A 25498-nucleotide genomic window follows, 5' to 3' on the forward strand; every position below is an offset into this window, starting at 1 on the left:
ATCACCCCTTCAAAGGTCTTACAACAAAAGTGGTTTTTGTCCCTTTAAGCAATCTTTCAATATAAAGTCCTTTTCCATATAGGAGTTTTAGTCTATTATTCACATTTGCAATTCCTATCCTATTTTCTTGAAGTGTTCCTTTATGCACTTGCTGTATTATATCATCAGAAATTCCTATTCCATCATCTTCTATGATTATTTTAACTTCATTATGATCATTATTTTTTATAATTTGAATTTTAATTGTACCATTTGTATCTCCTTGGAGTATACCGTGCTTTACGGAATTTTCTACTATGGGTTGAATTATTAGGCTAGGTATTTTTATATCTATATCTTCATCTATATCGTACAATACATTTAGCTTATATCCAAATCTTGCTTTTTCTATTTCTACATAGGCTTTAACTTGTTCTAATTCTTTATGAATATCTACAAGATTATCGCCTATCTCAAGATTATATCTTAAATAGGTAGAAAGGTTAATTATTAATTCTCTAGCTTTATTAGGGTCTATTCTTACAAAAGATACAATTGTATTTAAAGCATTAAATAAAAAATGTGGATTTATCTGTGCTTGGAGTGCTTTTATCTCTGCTTTGTTTGCAATTTCCCGAAGGTTACTTAATTTACTTATTTCTAGTTGTGTTGAGATAATTTGAGAAAGCCCTATAGCTAAATTTTTAGTTCGAAAAGATAAAGCATCTTTCTCTGAATAGTATATCTTTAATGCTCCTATCATATCTTGGCCTTGCTTTAAAGGAACCACAATTCCAGATTTTAATGAACATCCTTCCTCAAAACAATCTATTTGATTTTCTTCATCTATAAGGATTATTTCACCAGTATCAATTACTTGCCTTGTTGCTTTAGTTAATATTTTCATTTCTTTATGATGATGATCAGAACCTAAACCTACATGAGCTAGAATATGTTCTCTGTCTGTAATTGCTACTGCATCAGCTTTAATAGAGTCTCTTATTATTTCACATACCTTCTCCATACTATCATTTTCAAAAACTCTAAAGTAAGGCAAGGTTTTATTGGCTATTTCTAAAGCAAGCTGAGCCTGTTTTGCTGCTATTTCTTCTTTTTCTTTAAAAATATTTTGTACTAATAAAATTAATATAGATATACCGATAGCATTTGTAAAGCCCATAGGTATATAAATATTTTTAACTATACTGAGAGCTACTGGAAAGGGCCTTGACATGAGTAAAATAAGAACCATTTCCATGCTTTGCATTATAATTCCACCAATTAATCCGTAAAGCCATTTATTTTCCTTATTAGAAATCTTATAAAGTCCTGCCGAAACTATTCCCGTAATAATTGTTGAAATTGAACAGGGGATTGCGGTAAGTTCTCCAATACTTATTATTCCTCTGTGTATACCTGCAATAAGACCAGATAAAATACCTACAAAAGGACCGCAAAGTATTCCACCAGCGAGGACTCCTATAATACGAGTATTAGCAATTGCACCGTCTATTTCTGTGCCAATGTATGTACCTAGTATTCCAAAGGTTCCAAATATAGCAGACAAAATGATTAAATCTAATTTTTGAAATTTGTCTTTTTGTATAATTTTTTTAAAACTACTTAATTGGGAAATTATAAAAGCTATTAGGATAACATAACCCATATTGTTAGAAAGATTTTTTATTAATTCGATCACTAGTGTCACTCCATTCTTAAGAATTAAACACTTACAGTATAAAATATTATTATTAATATAACCCATTTAATTCTTATATTATCATTAATATATTATAGTTGATACTACAAATTAATATTGGTAATAGCTTGTCGTTAAAAAATACATAATACGAGGAAATGAGGGGAAAGTAAAAATAAAAGGAGGTTTTAATATTTATGAAAGATAATAAGAAAATTAATGTATTTAAAGTATTAATAATTGGAGCAACTGTTTTATCTATAGGGACTAGCAGTTATGTAAAAGCAGCTCATGCATTTGAAGAGGAGTCATCTAAAGCCACTATAAGTGCAAGTGTTTATAGAAAAGGAAAGAGTGGAAAGTTATTAAAGAAATCTGTAAATGATTTAGTTAAAGAAGGTGTACTTACTAAAAAGAAGGCGGATAATGTACTTTCTTATGCAAAGAAAAATAAAGATAATAAAGAAGGATACCATAAACTTTTTGAAAATATGGTAAATGAAAAAATTATTACACAAGTAGAGGCAGATGCAATTAGAGAAAAGAAATATGAAAATATAATGATACTTAAAAAAGAGAAAATAACAAAGAGTCTTAAGGGCTTAGTAAAAGATAATACAATAACACAGGAGCAAGCAGATAAATTCATGGAAAAATTCGAAAAAAAGAGTAACGAGAGGAGGGACTTACATAAGAAACTTAGAGGCATGACTAAAGAGAAGAAAAAAGAATATTTAGAGCAAAATAAATTAAAAGGAAAAAGTATAATTGATGAAATGGTGGAAGAAAAAATAATAACAGAAAAGCAAGCTGAAGCTATAAAAGAGGCAATGCCAAAGGCAAAGCAGCATAAAGAATAACTATATTTTAAATTAAAGTTAGTAAGAGCTATGGGAAACTTCTCATAGCTCTTACTACTTGTATTATGTTTAATTTATCCATTACACACAGTTTTGCTAATTTACTTAAATTATACATATTTTTTGAAAATTATAAATTTTTGAGAAGGAATTTAGATGAAAGTGTAGAATAATTGTATTATAAATATTAAATGTAAAAATATGAAGTTAATATAAAGAAAGGTAATAAAAATATGTTAAGACTAACACCCATTGAATTTTTCTTAAGACTTATTCCAGAAATGATGATATTTATGTGGGGAATTTACGTCATTTCAAGAGAAAAGTTTAAATTTAGAAATTACATGTTATCAAGTCTAATCCTAGCTCTGGCTAGTTTTTGGGTAAGAGAGCTACCTATAAATTATGGAGTTCATACAATTATCAATAATGTTTTAACAATTTGCATTCTTATTGTTATAGAAATTCCAATAATAAAGGGTATTTATAGTACCTTAGCTATGACTCTACTATTGGCCATTTCTGAAATTCTTAATATGTTTATTATAAAACTATTTAACATTAATTTAGAAAAGCTACTCAGTAATACTATTACAAAATGTATACTGGGAATTCCTTCATTAGTAATTTTATCAATAATTATATTATTATTGATGTTATATTTCAATAAAAAAGAGGGGAGAAATAGTGTATCTAACTGAACGATTAGCTATTAATATTGGAATAAAATCAAAAGAATTTTTAAACGTAGATGAAAATAAGGAAAAGATTATAGTGTACGGAGCTAGTAATTTACTTCAAGTAATATGGTCCATAGGATGGACTTGTATTATGGGTTTAATTTTTGGAGTTTTATTTGAAGCAATATTATTTTCAATAATAATAAGTGCTTTAAGAAAATATTCTGGTGGTGTACATGCCTCGGCACCAAATAGATGTGTGATAATAGGAACTTTTGTAACTGTGAGTTTTGGAATTTTAATAAACAAAGTTTTAATTAAGTCTAGTATTTCTATAATGTCAGCAATTGGTATTGTTTGTATATTAATAGCTCTAATAATAGTTATTAAAAAAGCACCTGTAGATAGTGCTAAAAAACCTATTATTAATCCAGTAATAAAACAGCGTTTCAAGCTTTACTCTATAATACTTATTTGTTTTTATATGCTTTGTCTCATAATCTTTTTAGAATTATACATAGTATATGAAAACTTAATGTATTGTAAAGCTTTTCAATGTATTGCTTTAGGAGCCTTATGGCAAAGTATTACACTTACAAGGAGTGGAGCTAAGATTTTAAATAAGGTTGACGATATTTTAGAATATATTTTAAAGGTAGGTAATTAATATGAAAAGAGGAATGGGAAGATTAATGACTGCTCTTATTGCTAGCATCTGCACACTTATGGCTTTATCAATTTCTGCATCAGCTTGCTCATGGGGATACTATCAACCAGAAGAGCCAAAAGCTTTAAGAAAATAATTTAAAGCACTAAAGATATGATGCACATAGAAGATAAAAGAGATTTTCTTATCTTATATGTGCATCATGTTTTAAATATTTTTATAGTATTTGGAGGTAATAAATGAAAGGTACTAGTGAAGTAAGTGAAAAAAATGTAAGCATAATGATATTAATTGTAAAAATTGCTATTATATTTTTTACAGAGATTGCTATATATAATAATTTATCTAACTATTTCCCATCTTTTGTGGAAAAAAATGTAATGTTTAATTTATATGCAATGATAATATTAGTATGTAATATTATGTTGATTTATGTATTTTGGTTTATAATAATAAAAAATAAATCAATGGAAAAGAAATATAATTTACTTTCGTGGATTGAAACTTCATTTTTTATAGCTTTTCTATCATTCTCCATGTACCTATCAAATTCTTATGAAAGTCAAGTAAAATACATATTCGTACTTCTTATTATAACTACAGTTATTCAGTATGGCTTACGTTATGGAATGATTATTACTCTTATATCCTCTTTTATAATACTAGGCTTTGATTTTGTTTACGCTCCAATAACAAATGGTATAAATAAAAATTTTGAAGGAGATTTGATTATAACAGGTATTTATATTTTTATAACTTGGGTACTTGGATATTACGTAGAAATTGAAAGAGAATACAAGCTGCGCACTACAGAGCAGCTTCACATATTAAATAGTGAGTTAGAAGAAAGTGATAAAAGTAGACACTACATTGAGGAAGTACTGTTAAAGAATAACATGTGCTTTGAAATGCTATTTGAAAATGCTGAGAATGCTATTCTTGTACATGAGGATGGAAAAATCTTTTACGCCAATGAAAGAGCAGCTAAGCTTTTAGGCTATGATAATGCTGAGAAATTAAATGAAATATTTATGTATGAGCATTATCCTATAACGAATAAAGAATTAATTAAAAATAAGTATATAAATATTTGTAATGAAAATTTATATAGGATTATAGAAGATGAAAATATATTAGATTGCCTGGGAAATTCAATTTTAGTGCGCAATACCTCATCTTTTTTTATCTATGAAGGAAAGCCAGCAGTATTAACTTTTTTACTAGACATAACATCAGAAAAACAAATAGAGAACTTAATTAAGAATATTGAAATAAATGAGAAGCTTTTAAATGAAACTAGGGAATATAATGTACTTGTCACAGAATTTTTCACAAATATTTCTCATGAGTTAAAAACACCAGTAAATGTTATTTACGCTGCTCTTCAAGCTATGAATACATATCTTGATAATTATAGTGAAGAAAATATAGAAAAATGTAAATCATACTCGAAGATGATGAAGCAGAATTGTTTTAGACTTATAAAATTAATTAATAACCTCTTAGATGTAGCTAAATTAGATTCAGGATTTTTAAAGCTAAATAGAAGTAATAATAATATTATAAGTGTAGTTGAAGATATAGCTCTTTCAGTTGCAACTTACGTAGAAAGTAAAGATATTGAACTAATTTTTGATACTAATGTAGAAGAAAGAAATATGGCTTTTGATCACGATAAAATAGAAAGAATTATTTTAAATTTACTTTCTAATGCATTTAAATATTCACCTTTTGGAGGGCAAATATTTGTTGATATAGAAGATAGAGAGTCTCTAGTAATTATATCAATAAAGGATCAAGGGGAAGGAATTCCAAAAAATAAATTAGAATTTATATTTGAACGATTCGGACAAGCAAATCGCTCTCTTTCACGGTTAAATGAAGGTACAGGTATAGGACTATACCTGGTAAAATCTTTTGTTGAAATGCATGGGGGAAATATAAGAGTTATTAGCACAGAAGGAAAAGGTAGTGAATTTATAATTCAGTTACCTGTAGAAATAATTGATAATAAAGACTATGTAGAAACTACTTATTTTGAAACTAATGTACAAAGAATAAATGTAGAATTTTCTGATATATATTCTGTATCAATTTAAAATTTGTAGCTATAAGAATATCCTCATAGCTACGAGTTTTATTTATATTTATTTTCTAGTTCCTTTATTTTTTCATATAACCAAGCATTTGTAGGAGTTGGAATACCATGTTTTTTACCAAGTTCTATAGCAGTTCCAGCAAATAGTTCTACTTCAGTTGGGCGTTTTGCTTCTATATCTTGTAGCATAGAGGGTTTGCTAGAAGGAGTTAAGGTATCAAGTACTAAAAGCCAGTATTTAATATCATCTTTTGAGAGATTTATCCCTTCTTTTATAGATAGTTCTCTAACTTCCTCCATAGCTTTTATCATAACTTCTCGGGGTTCACCAGAAACTTGAACTCCTCCATAAGGCACACCAAATACAGCAGTAACCTGGTTTAGCCCAGCGTTAAACATAAACTTACCCCATTGTCTTTTATACATATCCACTGGTACTTCATAAGGAAAGCTAGTGCTTTCAAAAAACTCAGCTACAGATCTTACCTTTTCAGAACAAGTTTCATTGCGCTTTTCTCCAAAGGAGAGTTTGCCCATGTTTATATAAGTTAAGTGATTCCCTTCTTTTACTGCATCCATACCCTGTGCAACGCAGTATAGAACTTTATCTACTCCATAAGCATTTCCAAGGAGTTCTTCGCTAGATATTCCGTTTAATGCAGAAATGATAATTGTATTTTCTCCAATCTGATTTCTAGCATCTTCAATAGCTTCTAATAGATGAGTAGATTTTACTGTAAATATAATTAAATCAGTTGGCTCTACGATTTCATCGCTTGGAATATAGTTAAAATTACAAAGTTCATCATTACAATAAACACCTTCACTTGTGTATTTTTTTATTCGCTTTCTATTTGCAATAACTCTTAAAGAATCCTTTGGGAGTATTTTTGAAAAGTGGTTAGCGTACATTGTTCCCAAAGCCCCGAGTCCTATAATTGAAACAGTTTTAATTTTCATGTGTCATCAGCCCCTTATATTGTAATTCAAAAGTTATATTATATGAGTATTATTAATTTTATATTATATCTATATTTATATAGTATTTGTCAATAAAAGAAAAGTCATTGTAAAACAAATGAAATGTATAGTACTCTAGTATATGGTATAATAATTACAATTAATTTAGGCTAAGTTTTAAATTATACCAAATCAACAACTTTTTAAAGCATAGCCCTAGTTTAAAGAAAGGAATGATATTTTATGTTAAATATAAATAAAAAATTGAAGACGGATATTGTAATAGATGGGGAGGTGTGTGCGGAATAATCCCGAGTGTCTCCCCAATACTGTAATTTTATAATTTAGTATGGGAGGAATAAAAAATTGAATAAAATAAATTTATATGATTTAGGATTAAGCGAAAGATATATTCAGGAAGCTACAATGTATGAGGAAGGTTTATACATTGCAAGAGTATCTGTTCAATATAAAGATATGTATAAGGTAATTACTGAAGAGGATGAGATATTAGCAGAGGTTTCTGGTAAATTAAATTACTCATCAAAGCTAGCTATAGATTACCCAGCGGTTGGAGATTGGGTATTAGTAGATAGGATTACCGACAAAAATGGAAACGCAATTATTCACCACATTCTTTCAAGAAAAAGTTGTTTTGAAAGAAAGGTGGCAGGTTCAAGAATTGATAGTCAAATAGTTGCAGCTAATATCGATATAGTATTTATATGTATGTCTCTTAATAATGATTTTAATATCCGTAGATTAGAGCGATATATTTCAATTGCTTGGGATAGTAGGGCCACACCAGTGATAGTACTAACTAAAGCAGATTTGTGTGATGACATTGATAGAAAGGTTTTAGAAGTTGAATCTGTTGCTATTGGTATAGACATATTAGTTACAAGTAGTGTATCTGAGGATGGGCATTTAATTATTAAAGAATACATGAAAAAAGGCAAAACCATAGCTTTTATTGGGTCATCAGGTGTTGGAAAATCTAGTCTTATTAATAGGCTTATGGGTAGCGATATTTTAAAAACCAATAATATAAGAAATGATGATAAAGGAAAACACACTACTACCCATAGAGAACTAGTACTAATTCCTAATGGAGGAGTTGTAATAGATACTCCTGGAATGAGAGAACTTGGAGTAGTAAGTGCGGACCTAGATAAATCTTTTAGTGACATAGAAGAGTTAGCTAGAAAATGTAAGTTTTCAGATTGTCGTCACGAAAATGAACCTAAATGTGCTGTTAGAGAAGCCATAGAAAGTGGCCTTCTTGATGTAGAGCGTTTAGAAAACTATAAAAAACTTCAAAGAGAGTTAAAGTATAGTGGACTTAACTCTAAAGAAGTGGAAAAAGAAAAAATAAATGAAATGTTTGGCAGCATGGGAGCTATGAAAGAAACCCAGAAGTTTATTAAAAATAAGAACAAAAGAAAACATTAAGAAGAAATAGAGATGAGATTTCCTAGTGGAAGAGTGGAAGCACTAAAGTGCTTACTTCTCTTCCACTATTATTTTTATTTATTATTTCCTATTTCACATTGAGTAGTATATATCTTTATAATAGATTTAATATTAAGATATAAAAAAAGCTATTGACCTTAACGCTGCGTAAAGGTGTAAAGTAATATTGTAAGGAGGGTGAGCAAATGGAATATACAGTACAAAAGCTAGCGACTCTAGCAGGTGTTAGTGCTAGAACACTTAGATATTATGATGAAATAGGGATTCTTAAGCCGGCAAGAATCAATTCTTCAGGATATCGTATCTACGGACAAAAGGAAGTGGATAAATTACAGCAAATATTATTTTATAGAGAGCTAGATATAGACTTAGACAGTATAAAAGATATAGTAACTTCACCTTCCTTTGATGGAGCAAAGGCACTGAAGGAACATCGTGACAAGCTTCTAGAGAGAAGAGAACAACTAAATAAATTAATTGAAAATGTTGATAAAACAATAGCTTCAACAGAGGGGAGAATTAAAATGAGTAATAAAGAAAAATTTGAAGGATTTAAACAAAATATGGTTGATGAAAATGAGAAGAAATATGGTAAAGAAATTAGAGAAAAGTATGGTAATGATACTGTAAATAAATCAAATGCAAAAATAAAGAATATGTCAGAGGAAGAATATGATGAGATAACAAAACTTACAGAAGAAGTAAACACAACATTAGCTGAGGCATTTAAAACAGGAGACCCAGCAGGGGAACTAGCACAAAAAGCTGTAGATCTTCATAAGAAATGGCTAATGTTTTACTGGAATGATTATACTAAAGAAGCACATGCAGGTCTTGGTCAAATGTATGTAGATGATGAAAGATTCACAGCATACTATGATAAAGAACAACCTGGTATAGCAGAGTTTTTAAGAGATGCAATCTTGATTTATATAGGAATGAATAAGTAATAAAATAAATGTAAGATGACTTTTTTAGAGTTTTATATTGTTTAAATTAGGAAAACTAGTGGTGTAAGCCACTGGTTTTTTTTTACATTGATTATGATATAATTGGCTCTAAGATAACTCAATATAACATTTTTATAAAAATATTATATTTTTTGAAACATTATACTAAGATTTAGCATCAGTATATTGTGAGAGAATAATTTTTTAACAAAAGCTAGAAATACTATATGAAAAAAATTGAGAAATGTAATATAGGAGAGAAAAGATATGAATAAGAGTAAACATACAATTATACTAACTACAATAATAATTATTGCAACAGTATTTATGATTTCAGCAACTTATATGGAGAACTTAGATAGAAATACTCGTATTTTAATTGGTTTTATATATACGGCTATAATTGCTGTTACAAGTGTCGTAAATCTTATATATATTTTCAAAAAGGAAAAATAATTTATTGGGTTCAATAAGTTTTGATAGTGAAAAGTTTTTTATTTAAGAACGGACTGGTAGACTGTGGCAAAACAAAGATTTACTTTTCTACAATGGAGGTTAATGACATGAAAAAATTGCTTTTTTATATAATGCAAGAATCAGGAGAACCTGTAAAACCGATTGTGTCACTGAATGATAGCAATAAATTTACCTTTACCTATATTGTAGATTTAAATTATTTGTATTTGACGAGATGATAAAAATGTTAAAGGAGGATATAAAATGATTACGAACTTGGAATCATTAAAAAAGAAAAAATATACAAAAGTAATGGCTTCAGGTCTATGTATGCTATTTGCACTGATATTATCCTACTCGGAAGAAAATGATATTACAGAAAACTATTTTGTATCTATAAGTAGCCAATGGGGATGCGGTGTAGGTACAGCTGAATTGTCTATGGTTTATGTATATATAACAATAATTCTAATCTTAGGAGCAATATTTGCAAGATATTTTTGGCGTTATAAATAGTTAAGTAAAGTTACAGTAACTATATAGAATTAGATTTGAAAATTGCTAATATTACAAAGCAAAAGTATTATAATGCATACTAATCATAGTGAAATTTTTATACAGGAGGCAATATGGAAAGTTCTATATTTTGTTTAGCAATCTCAATTATTATTAGTGCTTCTATCATTTCAAAAGGAATGAATAAAAATGGTCAGTATGTTAGTGATGGTCTATTTAGTATAGGTTCTGGATTAAATGGTATCAACAGTGTAATAAATCAATCTAGTATAAGGGAGAGCCATAAAAATAATTACAATTTATTTGAAGCATCTATGTATTTAGGAATTTCAGAAAGCGGATTAACAGATCTTGTTAATAATAAAAATTCTGGAATACCCTATCTAAAAATGGATGGCACTTATGTATTTAGTAAAAATGCATTAGATAAATGGCTAGAAACAGCTAGAGTTAAAATGTGATACTAAAACAAATATGAAGTACAAATAAAAGGATTATTACAAGTCTTATTGTTATTAATAATCTATACTTCTAATAAGTAATAAAGGTTGTTTAGGATGGATACTGGAGGAATAAAAATATGAAATTACTTTATTGTATTTTGGGGAGTGCGATACTTGCATTATTAAATAATCCTGTATTTAGTGAGGCAAGATTTGCAATACATATGAAATATTTATTTGTAATATTATTTATTCGTCTTGTTAACATATTGTCGCTATTTGGATTTATATTATTAATAATATTTTCTAGTATATTAATTATAAGAAATATTCCTAAAGAAAAATAAGAAATTTTTTAGTAGTTGGTAATAGACAAGCGGTATGGGAATGCCCGTACGTTATTATGGGGCGCGATTTCAACCTTTTTTGGAAATATAACTATATTTATAATAAGTAGAAATAAATATGAAAAATACATAGAAAAAATGATTGAAGGACAAGGATTTAACCTTGGGGTGGGACAGGTGTACCATACTACAAATCCGTTAAGAATGTTGATAATTAAGAATTAGAAAGGAAATTTGGTATGAGAGTTGAAAAGGAGCATTTTATTACTTTACTATTCATAATTTTATTGGTTTTATTATGGTTTTTACCTAACGTTGTAAATTCAATTACTTCTGAAGAGATAAAGTATAAAGTCACTATTATAATGTGTATATCAGTTTTATCAAATCATCTTAAAAGCGATAAGTTTATAAAGAAATAATAAATTATCTAAGGTACAAATTTTTTTATATTATGACTTAGTATTTCAAATTTTCAGGTGATCTAATGAAGGTCAATACCATTTTTAACATTAGGATTTTTATTTATTAAGAACTGGTTTTTCAGAAGGTAATGTTATGCAAAATTAAATTTATTGGGGGGATTACTATGGCAAAATATGAAAATATAATAACAGGTAAATTTGAGGAAATTCTTAGTCATTTAGAAAATGATATTAGTAATAGTGGAATGACTATGAATTTAGTGGACAAAAGCAACTATAGTTGTGGAGATACTAAAATAGCAGTGCGGGTATATGATAAATATTTTATGCGTAACGGAAATAGAGCAAGCTTAAGTTTAACCGTAGTTGGTCATGGAATGAATATTTTTATTTCAGCAATCGGTGCTGGAGGGGGACAAGGAATGATTTTTAACTTTAGTCTAGGTGCTGAAGATGAGATGGTAGCAATAGTAGAGGAAAGCATAGAGGGAATAGAGTAAGATTTACGCGTTTTAAATATAGCTCATGAACAATTTAGTTATATTGAAAATAACATTAATAACGATATTAATGAGTTAAATGCTATAAAAGGAATAGAGTTGAAAGTATTATGATTAAATTAAATGGGCTGTGTCAAAATAACTCTATTAGTTATTTTGACACAGCCCTTTACCTTGAGGGAAGGTAAATTAATAAGCAACTATGTTTTAAGTATTTGTAGATTGAGAGATTTTATACCTAATATTTAATAAGACTATTTAAAATCATTCCAATAATAACTAATAGTATCCCTACTAAGCTAATACATGAGGGCATTTTATCATGAAATATAAATACTCCTCCGATTAACGTAAATATCACTTCACCAGACTGAGTTGATTCTATAATTGCTAATTTAGAGGTATCCCCATTTACCATATCAGTTGCTTTAAAAAATAATATTGTAGCAATAACTCCTGAAAAAATAGCAACCATTAAGGAATTAACTGTTTGTCCTTTGTTTGGCAGACCAACAGATAATACCCCATAAGCTGATATAATCATCCAAAATGGCATACTACATAGTGTCATACCGAATACTCTTTGAAATGTATTATATCTATTATTACAAATCTCTATCATTTTACGATTTCCAAGTGGATAAGCAAATGCTGCTATAATAACAGGTATAAATCCTATTAGGATTGTTTTAAAATCAGGGATGTCCTTTGTCTTTTCAAACTGCATTAAAAATATACCTAATAATATTATTGAAGAGATTAGTAGAAATCTTTTAGGAATTTTATTTCTCGTTTTATAAATGCCATTTTCAGTTTTTACAGTTTTAAAGAATAAGGGGGACATAAGTGCACCAGCTACAATAGTTATTTGCCAGGTTCCAGCAACTAACCATGAAGGACCATAGGTTGAAGCGAAACATAAAGGAGCATAAAATAATCCAAAACCAACTGTGCTCCAAGTAATCCACTGAATAGGTTTTTCGAGTATATCTTTTACCACACTAAATAATTCATTTTTTATTATAAGAATGATAAATAGGATTGGTAACATAAAAATATATCTCAATGAAGAACTCCAAATCCAACTACCACCAGAGATATCCATTTGCTGATTAAGTACAAAAGTAAATGCAAAAAAGAATGATGATATTATTCCTAATATAAGTGCTTTTGTCATTTTAACTCCTCCATATTTGAAATTAAAGATACATATTAAATAGTTTTGTGTAATATATTATATAAAAATATGCTATATTACACAAGTCGTAATTTACATAATCCTTGAACTACTATAATATAGTAGTTGTTACAGCCTAAAAATCCTATAAATAAAAGGAGTTAAAAATGGAAAATTTAAATTTGATTATAGGGAATAGATTAAAAGATATAAGAAATAAAAGAAGTTTAAGTTTAGATGAGGTAGCTAAATTAACTAGTGTTAGCAAGGCAATGCTAGGTCAGATAGAAAGAGGTAAGTCAAATCCAACGGTTTCTATGCTATGGAAAATTGCCACAGGATTAAAAGTACCTTTTTCAACATTTATTGATGAAAATCAAGAGGATCTAAGCATAGTATATCAAGATGATATTACCCCAATAATAGAAGAGGATAATATGATGAAGTTGTATCCAATATTTCCTTTTGATGCTAATAAGGGTTTTGAAATATTTACTATTGAATTAGAACCGGGTTGTAATCATATATCTACCCCACATGATGAGGGCGTAGAGGAGTACATAATAATTACTGAAGGTAAAATTGAGATGATCATAAATGACAAAGAATTTGTATTACATAAGGGTAACTCTATTAGATTTATGGCTAATAAAGCCCATCAATATAAGAATAGCAGTGAGAAAAGGGCAGTGTTTCACAATATGATATTTTATTCTAGATAACTTAATTACGTTGAAATGTTTTCAAATAGGAATACTGAATGGTAATAGGTAATATTTTAATAGTTATCTCAAAAGCATTAATTGTATAAATTAAGTAGAAACTATAGTATACAAAAGCTTTTAGCTGGAGGGATAAACTTGAAGAAATATTTCACATTAACAGTTATGATATTTATTTTCTTGGCTACGATATATCCGTATAAGGAAGTACGAGGACAAGATATTATAATAACACTACAAAGTGAAATTATTAATTTTAATGATAAAAATTTAGAAACTGGAATAAGAGATAAATTAAATAAACCTAAAGGAGATATAACTAAAGATGATGTAAAGATTATAGAAGATTTAACTTTAAATCATAAAAATATTTCATCACTGGATGAAATCCGGTATTTAACTAATCTTAAAAAATTAAACTTAATGTTTAATAAGATTAGCGATATAAGGCTGTTAAATTCTTTACCAAATTTAGTGAGTTTGAATTTAGGATATAATCAAATTAGTAATATTAACGCACTAAGCAATTTAACAGGATTGCAAGAATTGAATTTTCAGAAAAACAATATAAGTGATATTAGACCGTTAGGCAATCTTAGAAATCTAAATATATTAGATTTATCTTTTAACCGATTAACAAATTTACAACCTTTGAGAGAATTAACCAATTTAGTTGACTTGGATTTATCCGATAATAAAATTGAAGATTTAGAGCCATTAATCTCCTTAGTAAATTTGACTACACTGACATTAGGAATGAATAAAATAACTAATATTGACTCTCTTAAAAACTTGAAAGAGTTGAAGATACTGCAATTAAGCGAAAATAATATTACTAATATTAAGTCATTAAGTGATTTGACAAAATTAGCTGACTTGTATTTGGATGGAAATCAAATTAAAAATATCAATCCCTTAAAGAATGTAAAAAGCCTAATACATTTATTTATATCAGAAAATGAGATCACCCACATTGGTGCATTGGGCAAACTTGAGAATTTAAAGACCTTGAGCTTGGATAGAAATAAGATTAATAACATTAAAGGTATTGGTACTGCAAAAGGTTTGGAAAGTATAGGACTGTCATATAATGAAGTGTCTTTTTTAGATGAATTGAGTTCACTTAAAAATTTGTCTTCTTTAAATTTGAGTAATAACAAAATAAGTAGTGTAAGTCCCCTAAGTTCATTATCTAATTTGAAGTCTTTAAATATATCACATAATCAAATAAGTGATATAAGTCCATTGAGAAGTATACCTGAATTAGCATTAACAAATATAGAATTTAGTGAAAATCCTTTACCGAATTATATTTTTACTGATAAACTCAACCAAGAGTTTATTTTGAGAACACTCTCTCCGTACATAGAATCAGCTATAAAACAATATTATGGAGAATATAGGCTATATATGAATGCAGGGATTTTAAGCACTGAAAAGACGGATGGAAAGTATAGACTTAAAATCAGGGTTGAAACATTTGTGGGACCTCATAACCCTCCATATGGAATAGAAACTATGATTATAACAGAAGATTCTTCAGGAATAAAAGTTGAAGAATTTAAACATCAAAGAAACCTCATATCTGATTACTTTATCAAAGTATATCAGATATGAGGTTTCTTTACATGATGGTGTTTTTTTAAATGCTTAAATATTATAAAGAGTATAAAGAATTAAAAGAAATTACAAATCCATACCAAGTAGAATATATGATCCTGTAGAATGAAAAATTTATATATGAATATCTATTGAAAAATAAAATTAATTTTAATTTGAAAATTTACTAGAAAAATTGAAACATTTCTCTAATATTTTTATCTAATTAATAGAGTTAAGTTTGAAATATAAATTAAGATTTATGGAAAAAGTAAAGCCTAATAGAAAGTGGGGTTATAAATAAAATCGCAGAATTTATTACTGAAAATGATTAGATATATTGAGAGGTCTAGTAAGGAGTTAAATATGAAAGTTAAAGCTATAATAGCATTTACTATATGTTTATTATCAATGATTACGTTAAGTGCTTGTTTTTCAGATTATAATAAAATTTTAGAAAGTAATTGGGGAATTTTACTTCCAAAAGGCTATAAAGAATTATATTCAACTGATAGCGGAGATTCCTTTCTAGGTGATGGACAAAGATATCATGTTTTTGACTATGAAGAAAAACTTAAACAAGAAGAAATTGAAAAGTTTAGTTCGAAAAAAAATATAAAGGTGGAGGAAGAAGCTGAAGGTATTTTGATTCAACTAGGAGTATCCAAGGAAAAAAGACCTAATTTCTCAAAAGAATACTATTGGTATAAAAAAGTTCATGATATAGATTCATGTAGCAATCTGTATTTGATTTATGTCTTTGAGAATAGTATGGTTTATGTTATAGAAGAATTTTATTAGGATAAATGAGAAGAATTAGATTAATTAAAGGAGGTATTTATGAAACTATATTTAAAAAGATATAAGAAAATAGCTTTCTTAATAATCTTAATATCCCTAAGCTTATTATTTTCTATAGTACCTACTAAGAGCTCCTTTGGTAAAGAGTTTTTGAAGTATTATAAAAATGATACCTTTAATAGATTAACTCTTGACTATAATGATGAGCGTGAATCAAAAAGAGAATATATATACAGACATAGATAAAATTAATAGTGTTTTATCATATTTATCTAATGTTAAAATACGTATACATAATAATCATAAATTCAATGATAATGATAGTAAAAATATTAAAATTGAACATCAGCTACGTATTTCAACTTTAAAAGGAAGTACTCTAAATATTATTATATTTAACAATAATATTATAGTTGTAGGTTGCAATACAGATAATGGACACTACCTAAAATTCTGCCAGGTACTAGATGATATTTTAAATTCAGATTATATAGTCAATCTACTTAATAAATAAGTAGATGTTTATTAGAGAAGTGCTTTTTAAATTCTATAATTTAATACAACTAAAAGTATTTAGAAAAAACTAGGCAAAAGTCTAGTTTTTTTATTTTTTTAAAATAAGCTGAAAAATTGAAACATTTCTTTAATATCTTTATCTAATTAATAGAGTTAAATTTAAACTCTAAATTAAATAATCCGTGGAGTGATGAGGGGAAATGAAAGGCAAGATTTATAGTATATCCATTTAAAAGATTTGGAAAGTTTGTAGTGGGGCAAGAGGCATTAGAATATTAAAATATTTAAGCATATGTATGGGTTTATTTTTAACTTATATAATACTAGGGTGTCATTGTAAAATACTGTTCACTAAGTTATATGTGAGACTGCTAAATCAAAATTGATTAAAAGGGGGATGTTTTATGTTCTTTTTAAACAAGGAAGATGTGTATATAGGCTATTCACTAGAGGAATTGTCTAAAGTAAGAGAAACTCTGGAGAAAGAAGGCATTAAGTATACCTATAAGGTCATAAATCACATGGGACAGTCCACTGGAATAGGTACAAGAAGAGGAAAGTGGGGAAGTTTTGGAATGAATATGGATTATGAAAAACAATACGTTGTTTCTGTTAAGAAGAAAGATTATGAGAAAGCAAAGTATCTGGTTAATAAGGCTTTACACTAATTTGGTAACTATTTTTAAGTTATCAAAATCATTGGCTAATCTAGAAAGTTTTAGAAAATTACAGTTGTTTTCTAAAAAGGTTATACCGGGTGATTATTTTATACTTCATCATGGTATATACATGATACAAGAATATTATATTGTTAATCTGTGTAGATCTTCATGTATGCGGATCAACTAGTTACTTTCAGAAAGGACGTTATGTTATGGTTGTAATGATATTATCAATAATATTAATAGGATTAGCAACATTAGAGGGAATTATGTATAGAAGAAAGAATAAAAATTGGAATAAGATAAGATTATTTATAGGAATATTGATTATCTGTTTATTACTTTCAATATTTTATTTTATAACTGATACAACCATTGGTATGTTTTATGTATTCTTAAGTGCTAGTACTTATATTTTAATAGGTATATTTAATTATAGAAGCAATTCAGAATGGCTTAAGTATTCATCATATGTAATAGGGTTACCTGTTATGCTATGTTTATCAATCAAGGCTATTCAAAATATGCTTATTAATCCACAGTATTTTTTTCTATTATTACTCGTAATAAATTTCGTATTAAGCCCTTCATTTATCCAAAGAACTAGAAAAGAAATCATTGCATTTGCAATAGGTATTGTAATTGCAGTAATAGTAATATTTTCTTATTACAAATCTCCGGGCTTTGAAGAAAAAGTTATGTCTAGGCAAGAGTTGATAGCACAAAAGTATCTAGAAGAATTAGGTATGTATGGACTAGATATTTATGCTGATAAATCTAGTATAAAATTAAGAGGAGAAGATATAACGGTAAGAGCATATAATTTATCGGGAACTTCTATAATAATGACATATAAAAATGGTAAGATCATAAGCTACGATATAAAAAGTAATGAGTAGCAGTTAAGATGAATTCTTCTTATGAAGTGTAATTAAATATATTTATATAGAGAAAGGTAAATGAGTATTTTTGTATGATGCATATTAATTAGGGGTGGTGATATTGTGGAATTGAATAGAAAAACAATAAAGTGGGGTTTAATTTTTATTGGGATATCTTTAATTTTAACTATGGTATTAGCAATGGCTTATAAGTTAGAAAGCCCTGTATTCTTGAAAATGTATATTCAAGAAAGTATATATTCTAATGAAAATTCAGAGTCAGTAAATAGCTTTGAATTAAAATATATAACTAACATATCAGATAAGAGAAAAGTTGTGGATATTGACTTTAAAGAAGAACCTAATATTCAAGCTATTGTTTCAGACAAGCATCTAGGTGGGATAAGTTTCTCATCTTTCTATAATAACAACCCTAATGAACAAAGAGGAGAAGTATATGGTAGATATCTCGTAAATACAGTATATCTTGATTTGAATTTAAGTAATATAAACAAAAATTTGAATCAATTTGAGATTAATAATATGAAAATAAGATTTGATGATGGAAGTACACTTGATACAAACATAGGTCGCATAATCTTGCAAAGAGAGGAAATGAAACATGAGAATACAGATTACAGTAATTCCAGTGCAGGTTCTTCTTCAGATGGAACAGCATTTTGTGAATATATCATAAATAAGGATATAAAATTACTGAGCATGGATTCGATCCTGTTAAATGAGTTAGAAGAATATTTTCAAATTTCTGTGGGAGAAATTGATTATAAAGAGATTTTGGGAGCTAAGTATGAGAAAGATACAATGCTAATTATAAATTCTAAGTGGAAATTTCCAAAGTCTATAGCTCAAAAATATAGCTACTATAATATTCACCCAAAGCTTTACTATGAAGATGATAAAGGAAATAAGGGATATATTCCTATATACAATATTAAATACAGACCATATAGTTTTGATTTGAAAGGAATATTTAACTACTTAAAGTCAAGGGGTGAGATTTAAAAATGTATAATGGATATAATAAGGTGTTTTGGGGGATAGTCATTGTTACATTTCACATAAATTTAGGAATGGTAAAGATATTACCACCCTTTATTGGATTTGCAATTATATTAAGTGGGGTAAGCTTATTATATAAAGAAACCAATATAGAATCCTTTGAAAGGGCCAAGATGTTCACAATTATTAAAATTACTATAAGCATCATAGGAGAAGTAATGGAAGCTTTATCAATTGAATTAACCAATTTTTTTATGCTTAATGAGGTTTGGATGGTTTTTCATAGTGTTATAGAGCTTCTTATTTTTTATAAGTTATTTGAGGCAGCAATTCAACATTTTAATAATACTAATGGCTTTGATTTAGCTGAAGAGACTATAAGAAAATTAAAGTCATATATTATAGTTTCAGTAATTGGTATCATATTTTTAAATTTCTCTTATACATTCAATATAGCATATCTGAAGGCTATAGTAGGGATAGCTTTCCTTATCTTACGTATCTATCTGATGACAATTGTTAATGGATTTAAAAAACATTACATTAGTGAAGTATAGACTGACTACACATGCTTATATGCTGTCAAATTATAAAGAGGATTCTTGGCTTCAGATGGAGTTTTTTTCTCCAACTGAAGCTTAGAAACCCTTATCTAGGGACTTAGCAGCCGTTATCTCCCACTTAAGCAGATATCCAAAATCTTAAGTAGATTGCCCAAATCTTTGATTTGGTGCAAGTCACTTACACAGAGTGCTGATTTTGTGATAGTCGCTTACTCATTCGAGGAACGAGAAGGAGTTTCCTACTTAAGATGGGAGTAGTGGACTAGTTGTAGATTAAGGACAATTAACAGAGCGGAGGATATATTTTGAAAAAGAAAATTTCAGCACTTCTATTACTTTTAGTGCTTGTAAAAGCAGAGGTTAAAAAACAAAGGAATTTATATGAAGATATATTGAAGACAGCAGATAATAAATATGAGATAAGAACTACCATGGATAATATAATAAAAAAATCAGGATTAACTGAGAATGAATATTGGAATACATATGCTGTGCAAGGTTATAAAAATGCTTTAATTATAGGGAAAACTAGAGAAAAATTAGGTGCAGATATTGAAAGAACACTTAAAGAGTTAAGATTAAAAGCAGAGATAAATTATTATAATTGATGACTTATATTCTTATTTTGGGGTGTAATTGTAGAATATTACGTCTTATAGATAGTATGAATACCTACTTTATCTAAATATAAAACTCCTTAGAAATATTAAATTTAATCAGAATATTTCTAAGGAGTTATTCATTTTAGTTAATATATTATTTTATCAAATTTGCACCTAGTTCAAATGCTTTTTGACAATCTAAAGGAAATTGTATTTTTCTATGTGCTGCTTTTGCTTCCTCAGAAAAGGCAGTAGATTTATATTTTGAGTAATCATCAAATTGGTAAGTATTATTTGAATACATAACTAATGGTTTTGTAAGCATACGTTCAATAGCGGATTCAATATTATTGAAGGTTTTTAAATAACCAATCTGGTCCATTACTTCTTCTGGAGCATTCATTGTATAAATAAATGCTGTTGGCATCTTCTTTGGTGCAATAAAAGAATAGTTCTCATCATACACTAAGTAAGGAAATATTAGCCTTTCTAAAAATGATTGTAATTGACCTGTTATAGTACCAAAATATATTGGAGATCCAAAAATAAGCCCATCAGCTTGAGATACCTTTTCTAAAACTTCTTGAATATCGTCTTTTACTGCACATTTTCCATAACTTTTACCTTCAAGTCTTTTGCAGGCAAAGCAGCTTTTACAACCAGTGTAATTTAAATCATATAAATTAATTATTTCAGTTTCAATTTCCTTATCTTTTACAGATTCTTTTACTCCGTCTAAAGCATTTTGAAGTAGTATAGCTGTATTTTTATTTTTTCTTGGACTTCCGTTAATAGCATAAACTTTCATAATAGTAACACTCCTCGTATTTATCTATATTTTTTTCACTTATCTTTATATTTATCATTTTATGCTATAATTATATATCATAAGGTTATAAATATATAAGTACGCAGTTTTTTCTGTGTTAGTATAAAAATTATACTATTGAATTTAAAGGAGCTGTAGTTATGAATAATGATTTGGATTCCAATGTAGAATTTGCTAATGATAATAAATATGAGAATTATGGTACAAGATGTCCCCTTATATACGCATTAGAGATTATTGGGCAAAAGTGGAAGCTTCCTATTATGTGGTACTTATTTGAGAATGATCTCACTAGATATAATGAATTAAAACGAAAAGTTAAAGGTATTACTAATATGATGCTTACAAAATCTTTAAAAGAATTAGAAGAACATAATCTTATTGTTAGAATCCAATACGAAACGATTCCTCCTAAAGTTGAATATGGTCTAACAGAAAGAGGTAAAACATTACTTCCCGCACTGAATGAATTGTCTATATGGGGTGAAGAACAACTTAAACTTGATAAGTCGAAATCAAATTTTTAAACGCTTCTTATTTACTTTAATACGCAATATTCTTATGTTACGTCGATACCGTGATCTATTATTCACTTGTAAATTGTAGTGAGTTGTTATAATTAAAATGTTAGGTCAAGAGAACTATAACTGGGGCAATATATACATTTTTAATACACCTAAAGGATATAGAACAGCAATATCAGAAAGATCTGGATTTCTTTGGAGAGCAAAAACTGCTTTCTATATGTATGAGAATTCTGATTTAATAAAGACAATTGGGTGGGGAAGCAATGAAAAAGCTACCCTATCGTTCAGAAATAGGAAGTTTATTTTATGAAAACAATAATTGGACAGCAGAAGATTTAGCTTACTATCCTCCAAATTCAAATACTCCTTATTATCCTTTCAAAAATATAAACTGAATAAATAATAAGATACTTTTGTAGCACTTATAGTTAGGAGGTGTAAAACTTGAAATCATATTATATAGATACAGGAAATGACAGTGAACAACTAACAATTAGCGAAATCGATGTTTCATATGCAGATTATTATAGTGGAAGTCCATATAATACAGTATTTAAGGTTAAAGTGGTTTCAGGAGATTTTGCAGGAACTTCTAAATTTGAGTATAACATTAAAGATTTTATTAAATTTATTAAGAAGATAAATGAGTTATATGATTTTAAATTGAAGAAAGTTGAATTAATAGTATGTGCTTGTAAGATTCAACAATGTTTTTATTTTGTGGAGTAGTTTTTCTTTAGGGCATCATTGTAGAATATTATGAAAGGCCTTGATGGTGTTACAGGAACTGTGGTATATAGCAAGGAGTTTTTTGAATAAAGCAAATTTGATATAGTTTCCTATTTTGATTTTTTTATCATTTTAATAAATAACAAGTTGAATAGAGTCAAAACTCTCAGAACAAGAGCTTGGCATATTGTATAAATAATAAATGTCATTAGGTTATCTATGTATGGCATAACATTAAAGATCTTATCAATAATATAATTATTCGCAAGATAACTGAAAAAATTACTGAGAGAAGTTAACATTAAGAGTAAAACTGTAATATCAATGCCGAATTCAGAAGAGTAAGAATTGTTGGGACATATGAATAAAAATTAAATCGGAGGAGTGATTTATAGTGAAAAAAGTAATGATTTTTTTGATACTTGTTCTTTTCAGTGTTACATTGCTTACAGGCTGCGGGTCAGGAGCACATATAGGCGATGTAAATCAAAGCGGGGGCTGGATTTATTATGTAAATAACGGTTCTCTTTATAAGATGAAAACGGACTGGACAGGGAAAACGAAACTTACAGACAAGGCATACCAGTTAAGGATAGATGGCGAAACAATTTATTATCTCGACGATTCAGTTATATGCAATCTCTTTAAAATTAATGCAGATGGCACAGGGAATATGAAGCTCAGTGATGATATCGTATCGTCTTTTGCCGTCTCAGACAATTGGATTTATTACAGCACGAAAAAAAGTAATGATGAAATGAATGATCTTGAAAAGAAATCCCCTCCTGATAAGCTTACAACGATAATTGTTGGTGGCGTTTATAAGATGAAGACAGATGGTTCGGAAAAGAAAAAGCTGGCAGATATTGATCTTACTTCAGGCGTGATACGAGTTTCAGATGATTGGATATATTATACAAACAGCGGTGGCATATACAAAATGATGATTGATGGTACGGGTAAGACCAAGGTTGCTGACAATGCAGGCCTTCAGGTAGTCAAAGATAACTGGATATACTACACATATGATGAAGTGCATCAATTTATGTATAGGATAAAAACAGATGGGACAGAAAAAACTCAAATTGTAAATGACAATACAGCGGATTTCAATTTGAACGGAAATTATATTTACTATTCTGTCCATGGCGGAAATGGGATTTACAGGGTAAATCTGGATGGAACAGAAAAAATAAAGATAAGTAATATCTCAATCAACGAAATCAAGGGTATATACGGAGAGTGGATCTATTACGGAGGTTCTTCTGGCAATGCTTACAGAATCAACATGGATGGGAGTGAAAAGATGAAGTTTAAATAGAGGTCATAACTAGCTATAGCTAATGTATTATTGTCAAGTATGCTAAGTTGGCAATTTTCATACACGGTTCATTAATTCTTAAATGCAGGATTATGAACCGTTTCATAAAATTGTGACCTAATAAATCAGGATACATCTATAACTTTATGGAAAGTAAATCTTTATGCTTTGATGACATTAACTTTAACTGTATCAGATATACTCTCATGTTCGATATTTTTCACATCAAAGTGTAATAATTTAAATGTAAATTGTAAAATAAATCCGATTCCTAATACATATATTGCTGTTCCTATGCCGATCTTTGCACCTAGTAGCCAGCCAATAATAAGAACAGTACCTTCTAGTAAACCTCGTACTGCCCCTATGGGTACATTAGGCATACGTTTTCCTAGTGCAATCATAAGTGCATCACGGGGACCACACCCGAGAGATGAACCAATATAAAAATAACTTCCAAAGCAGATAACAACTTGCCCTAAAAGGAGCATTAGTAAGCCAAGTCCAAGATTGGACATTTTGGGAATAATATTGGTAAATTGAATTAGATCAACAAACTTTCCTATCAGTATAGCATTGAGAATTGTACCAAATCCAATTTTTTCTTTCAATGTAAAATCAATAACAATGATAATTAAGCCAGTAATAACAACGATATTGCCATAGGATAGATGTGTTAGATAGGCTCCACCCATGCTTAATGCTTCCCAAGGGGCTAAGCCAATGTTAGCCTGTATGGTTAAAAAAGAACCAAGTGAATATAAAAACAGTCCAAATATCAGCTTGATTATTCTTTTAACATAATTATTCATAGTAGAATCCCCCTTTTATTCATGATACAGAATCATAACAATGTTTACCTCTTTGTCTGTTGAGTTTAAATATTTATGGTTGCAATTAGCAAGGAACTGTATTGCCTCGCCTTCTTGTAAATGGAATGTTTTGTCTCCAACTTGTACGCTAAAAATGCCCTTTGTGCAAATAATATACTCTCTTATACCTGCTTCATGGTACTCGGAGGAACGTTCAGAATTGGGAGCAATTACATGACGAAATATTTCAAACTTTTTATCAGGGTCAAATTCAAACAAAACAAATAATTCAAATCCATCCCATGCTGAATAGTGCTTAACTGTATCATTTGTGGTAACAGATACTTGAGGCGTTTCAATATACGTAAGTTGAGAGAGTGGAACATTAATTCCATTACATATTTTTTCAAGGACAGATATTGTGGGACTTTTGGTGCAACGTTCAATTTCACTTAGCATACTCTTGCTAACGCTGGTTAATACAGCTAAATCATCCAATGTAAGATTTCTCTCTTGTCGAATTCTTTTAATATTTCTACTTATAGTTTCGTTTGCTGAAATCATATGAATCTCCTTGTATATTATAGTGGATTAATTACTCTATAGTGAATAAAATATCATGATCTAGATTATTTGTAAAGATTTTCTTAAAATAATACTATCGATATCATATGGATTATAGAC

33 protein-coding genes are annotated in these 25498 nt (G+C 28.5%); 27 read left to right on the top strand and 6 right to left on the bottom strand.

The window, feature by feature from the left end; all coding sequences use genetic code 11:
* Position 1: 1 nt before the first annotated feature.
* Positions 2–1678 (bottom strand): LytS/YhcK type 5TM receptor domain-containing protein, encoded by a 1677-nt coding sequence (locus ACX0KU_RS08990; protein ID WP_472989485.1) that lies wholly within the window; start codon positions 1676–1678, stop codon positions 2–4.
* 197 nt (positions 1679–1875) lie between these two features.
* Here ACX0KU_RS08990 and ACX0KU_RS08995 point away from each other — a divergent pair, with 197 nt between their 5' ends.
* The 5 genes from ACX0KU_RS08995 to ACX0KU_RS09015 all read left to right on the top strand — a co-directional run bounded on the left by ACX0KU_RS08995 (position 1876) and on the right by ACX0KU_RS09015 (position 5984).
* Positions 1876–2538 carry a hypothetical protein gene (locus ACX0KU_RS08995; protein ID WP_472989486.1) on the top strand — a complete coding sequence of 221 codons (663 nt, stop codon included), beginning with the start codon at positions 1876–1878 and terminating at the stop codon, positions 2536–2538.
* A 233-nt stretch (positions 2539–2771) separates the two neighbouring features.
* Positions 2772–3239 carry a hypothetical protein gene (locus ACX0KU_RS09000; RefSeq protein WP_472989487.1) on the top strand — a complete coding sequence of 156 codons (468 nt, stop codon included), beginning with the start codon at positions 2772–2774 and terminating at the stop codon, positions 3237–3239.
* The gene (locus ACX0KU_RS09005) at positions 3226–3885 is read left to right on the top strand and encodes an accessory gene regulator ArgB-like protein (protein ID WP_472989488.1); all 660 of its coding nucleotides are present in this window, start codon (positions 3226–3228) and stop codon (positions 3883–3885) included. The genes ACX0KU_RS09000 and ACX0KU_RS09005 overlap by 14 nt, the downstream gene beginning before the upstream one ends.
* Position 3886: 1 nt before the next feature.
* Positions 3887–4021, top strand: a complete 135-nt coding sequence (locus ACX0KU_RS09010; protein ID WP_472989490.1) for a cyclic lactone autoinducer peptide — start codon at positions 3887–3889, stop codon at positions 4019–4021.
* Positions 4022–4124: 103 nt separating this feature from the next.
* On the top strand, positions 4125–5984 hold the full coding sequence (locus ACX0KU_RS09015) for a PAS domain-containing sensor histidine kinase (protein WP_472989491.1): 1860 nt from the start codon (positions 4125–4127) through the stop codon (positions 5982–5984).
* Positions 5985–6022: 38 nt separating this feature from the next.
* On the opposite strand, the gene ACX0KU_RS09020 is transcribed toward ACX0KU_RS09015, so the two are convergent.
* Complete coding sequence (locus tag ACX0KU_RS09020) at positions 6023–6943, bottom strand: ketopantoate reductase family protein (protein ID WP_472989492.1); 921 nt, start codon at positions 6941–6943, stop codon at positions 6023–6025.
* A gap of 366 nt (positions 6944–7309) precedes the next feature.
* Here ACX0KU_RS09020 and rsgA point away from each other — a divergent pair, with 366 nt between their 5' ends.
* The 8 genes from rsgA to ACX0KU_RS09060 all read left to right on the top strand — a co-directional run bounded on the left by rsgA (position 7310) and on the right by ACX0KU_RS09060 (position 12053).
* Positions 7310–8395 carry a ribosome small subunit-dependent GTPase A gene (rsgA, locus tag ACX0KU_RS09025; RefSeq protein ID WP_472989494.1) on the top strand — a complete coding sequence of 362 codons (1086 nt, stop codon included), beginning with the start codon at positions 7310–7312 and terminating at the stop codon, positions 8393–8395.
* Positions 8396–8601: 206 nt separating this feature from the next.
* The gene (locus ACX0KU_RS09030; protein WP_472989496.1) at positions 8602–9366 is read left to right on the top strand and encodes a MerR family transcriptional regulator; all 765 of its coding nucleotides are present in this window, start codon (positions 8602–8604) and stop codon (positions 9364–9366) included.
* A gap of 267 nt (positions 9367–9633) precedes the next feature.
* Positions 9634–9822 (top strand): hypothetical protein, encoded by a 189-nt coding sequence (locus ACX0KU_RS09035; RefSeq protein WP_472989497.1) that lies wholly within the window; start codon positions 9634–9636, stop codon positions 9820–9822.
* Between the two features lie 264 nt (positions 9823–10086).
* Positions 10087–10338, top strand: a complete 252-nt coding sequence (locus tag ACX0KU_RS09040) for a hypothetical protein (RefSeq protein ID WP_472989498.1) — start codon at positions 10087–10089, stop codon at positions 10336–10338.
* A gap of 113 nt (positions 10339–10451) precedes the next feature.
* Complete coding sequence (locus tag ACX0KU_RS09045; protein WP_472989499.1) at positions 10452–10799, top strand: helix-turn-helix domain-containing protein; 348 nt, start codon at positions 10452–10454, stop codon at positions 10797–10799.
* Positions 10800–10918: 119 nt separating this feature from the next.
* Complete coding sequence (locus ACX0KU_RS09050; RefSeq protein WP_472989500.1) at positions 10919–11128, top strand: hypothetical protein; 210 nt, start codon at positions 10919–10921, stop codon at positions 11126–11128.
* A gap of 239 nt (positions 11129–11367) precedes the next feature.
* Positions 11368–11550 (top strand): hypothetical protein, encoded by a 183-nt coding sequence (locus ACX0KU_RS09055; protein ID WP_472989501.1) that lies wholly within the window; start codon positions 11368–11370, stop codon positions 11548–11550.
* 167 nt (positions 11551–11717) lie between these two features.
* A complete protein-coding gene (locus tag ACX0KU_RS09060; RefSeq protein WP_472989502.1) occupies positions 11718–12053 on the top strand; it encodes a DUF6054 family protein in 336 nt (111 codons plus the stop codon).
* A gap of 238 nt (positions 12054–12291) precedes the next feature.
* Here ACX0KU_RS09060 and ACX0KU_RS09065 read toward each other — a convergent pair whose 3' ends face one another.
* Positions 12292–13230 (bottom strand): DMT family transporter, encoded by a 939-nt coding sequence (locus ACX0KU_RS09065; protein ID WP_472989504.1) that lies wholly within the window; start codon positions 13228–13230, stop codon positions 12292–12294.
* Positions 13231–13397: 167 nt separating this feature from the next.
* On the opposite strand from ACX0KU_RS09065, the gene ACX0KU_RS09070 reads away from it, so the two are divergent.
* The 10 genes from ACX0KU_RS09070 to ACX0KU_RS09115 all read left to right on the top strand — a co-directional run bounded on the left by ACX0KU_RS09070 (position 13398) and on the right by ACX0KU_RS09115 (position 20602).
* Positions 13398–13952: a helix-turn-helix domain-containing protein gene (locus ACX0KU_RS09070; RefSeq protein ID WP_472989505.1), complete on the top strand. Its 555-nt coding sequence runs from the start codon at positions 13398–13400 to the stop codon at positions 13950–13952.
* A 138-nt stretch (positions 13953–14090) separates the two neighbouring features.
* A complete protein-coding gene (locus ACX0KU_RS09075) occupies positions 14091–15569 on the top strand; it encodes a leucine-rich repeat domain-containing protein (protein WP_472989506.1) in 1479 nt (492 codons plus the stop codon).
* Positions 15570–15878: 309 nt separating this feature from the next.
* The gene (locus ACX0KU_RS09080; protein WP_472989507.1) at positions 15879–16352 is read left to right on the top strand and encodes a hypothetical protein; all 474 of its coding nucleotides are present in this window, start codon (positions 15879–15881) and stop codon (positions 16350–16352) included.
* 39 nt (positions 16353–16391) lie between these two features.
* The gene (locus tag ACX0KU_RS09085) at positions 16392–16598 is read left to right on the top strand and encodes a hypothetical protein (protein ID WP_472989508.1); all 207 of its coding nucleotides are present in this window, start codon (positions 16392–16394) and stop codon (positions 16596–16598) included.
* Positions 16552–16866 carry a hypothetical protein gene (locus ACX0KU_RS09090; RefSeq protein WP_472989509.1) on the top strand — a complete coding sequence of 105 codons (315 nt, stop codon included), beginning with the start codon at positions 16552–16554 and terminating at the stop codon, positions 16864–16866. The genes ACX0KU_RS09085 and ACX0KU_RS09090 overlap by 47 nt, the downstream gene beginning before the upstream one ends.
* Positions 16867–17272: 406 nt before the next feature.
* The gene (locus ACX0KU_RS09095; protein WP_472989510.1) at positions 17273–17536 is read left to right on the top strand and encodes a hypothetical protein; all 264 of its coding nucleotides are present in this window, start codon (positions 17273–17275) and stop codon (positions 17534–17536) included.
* A 206-nt stretch (positions 17537–17742) separates the two neighbouring features.
* On the top strand, positions 17743–18429 hold the full coding sequence (locus ACX0KU_RS09100; protein WP_472989511.1) for a hypothetical protein: 687 nt from the start codon (positions 17743–17745) through the stop codon (positions 18427–18429).
* Between the two features lie 111 nt (positions 18430–18540).
* Positions 18541–19434: a hypothetical protein gene (locus ACX0KU_RS09105; RefSeq protein WP_472989512.1), complete on the top strand. Its 894-nt coding sequence runs from the start codon at positions 18541–18543 to the stop codon at positions 19432–19434.
* A gap of 68 nt (positions 19435–19502) precedes the next feature.
* Positions 19503–19988 (top strand): hypothetical protein, encoded by a 486-nt coding sequence (locus ACX0KU_RS09110; protein WP_472989513.1) that lies wholly within the window; start codon positions 19503–19505, stop codon positions 19986–19988.
* A gap of 311 nt (positions 19989–20299) precedes the next feature.
* Complete coding sequence (locus ACX0KU_RS09115) at positions 20300–20602, top strand: hypothetical protein (RefSeq protein WP_472989514.1); 303 nt, start codon at positions 20300–20302, stop codon at positions 20600–20602.
* Positions 20603–20750: 148 nt separating this feature from the next.
* Here the strand turns inward: ACX0KU_RS09115 and ACX0KU_RS09120 are convergent, their stop codons facing one another.
* Positions 20751–21404: a flavodoxin family protein gene (locus tag ACX0KU_RS09120; RefSeq protein ID WP_472989515.1), complete on the bottom strand. Its 654-nt coding sequence runs from the start codon at positions 21402–21404 to the stop codon at positions 20751–20753.
* Positions 21405–21565: 161 nt separating this feature from the next.
* Between ACX0KU_RS09120 and ACX0KU_RS09125 the strand changes: the two genes are divergently transcribed.
* From ACX0KU_RS09125 to ACX0KU_RS09140, 4 genes are all read left to right on the top strand, one after another.
* Positions 21566–21952, top strand: a complete 387-nt coding sequence (locus ACX0KU_RS09125) for a winged helix-turn-helix transcriptional regulator (protein ID WP_472989517.1) — start codon at positions 21566–21568, stop codon at positions 21950–21952.
* 263 nt (positions 21953–22215) lie between these two features.
* Positions 22216–22347, top strand: a complete 132-nt coding sequence (locus tag ACX0KU_RS09130) for a hypothetical protein (protein ID WP_472989518.1) — start codon at positions 22216–22218, stop codon at positions 22345–22347.
* A 49-nt stretch (positions 22348–22396) separates the two neighbouring features.
* Positions 22397–22681: a hypothetical protein gene (locus ACX0KU_RS09135; RefSeq protein WP_472989520.1), complete on the top strand. Its 285-nt coding sequence runs from the start codon at positions 22397–22399 to the stop codon at positions 22679–22681.
* A gap of 394 nt (positions 22682–23075) precedes the next feature.
* Positions 23076–24002 carry a DUF5050 domain-containing protein gene (locus ACX0KU_RS09140; protein ID WP_472989521.1) on the top strand — a complete coding sequence of 309 codons (927 nt, stop codon included), beginning with the start codon at positions 23076–23078 and terminating at the stop codon, positions 24000–24002.
* Between the two features lie 161 nt (positions 24003–24163).
* Here the strand turns inward: ACX0KU_RS09140 and ACX0KU_RS09145 are convergent, their stop codons facing one another.
* Together ACX0KU_RS09145 and ACX0KU_RS09150 are read right to left on the bottom strand one after the other, a co-directional pair.
* Entirely contained in the window at positions 24164–24814 is a 651-nt protein-coding gene (locus ACX0KU_RS09145) for a YczE/YyaS/YitT family protein (RefSeq protein WP_472989523.1), read from the bottom strand.
* Positions 24815–24829: 15 nt separating this feature from the next.
* A complete protein-coding gene (locus ACX0KU_RS09150; RefSeq protein ID WP_472989524.1) occupies positions 24830–25378 on the bottom strand; it encodes a helix-turn-helix domain-containing protein in 549 nt (182 codons plus the stop codon).
* Positions 25379–25498: the final 120 nt, after the last annotated feature.

The sequence above is a fragment of the Clostridium sp. X genome, assembly GCF_055755365.1.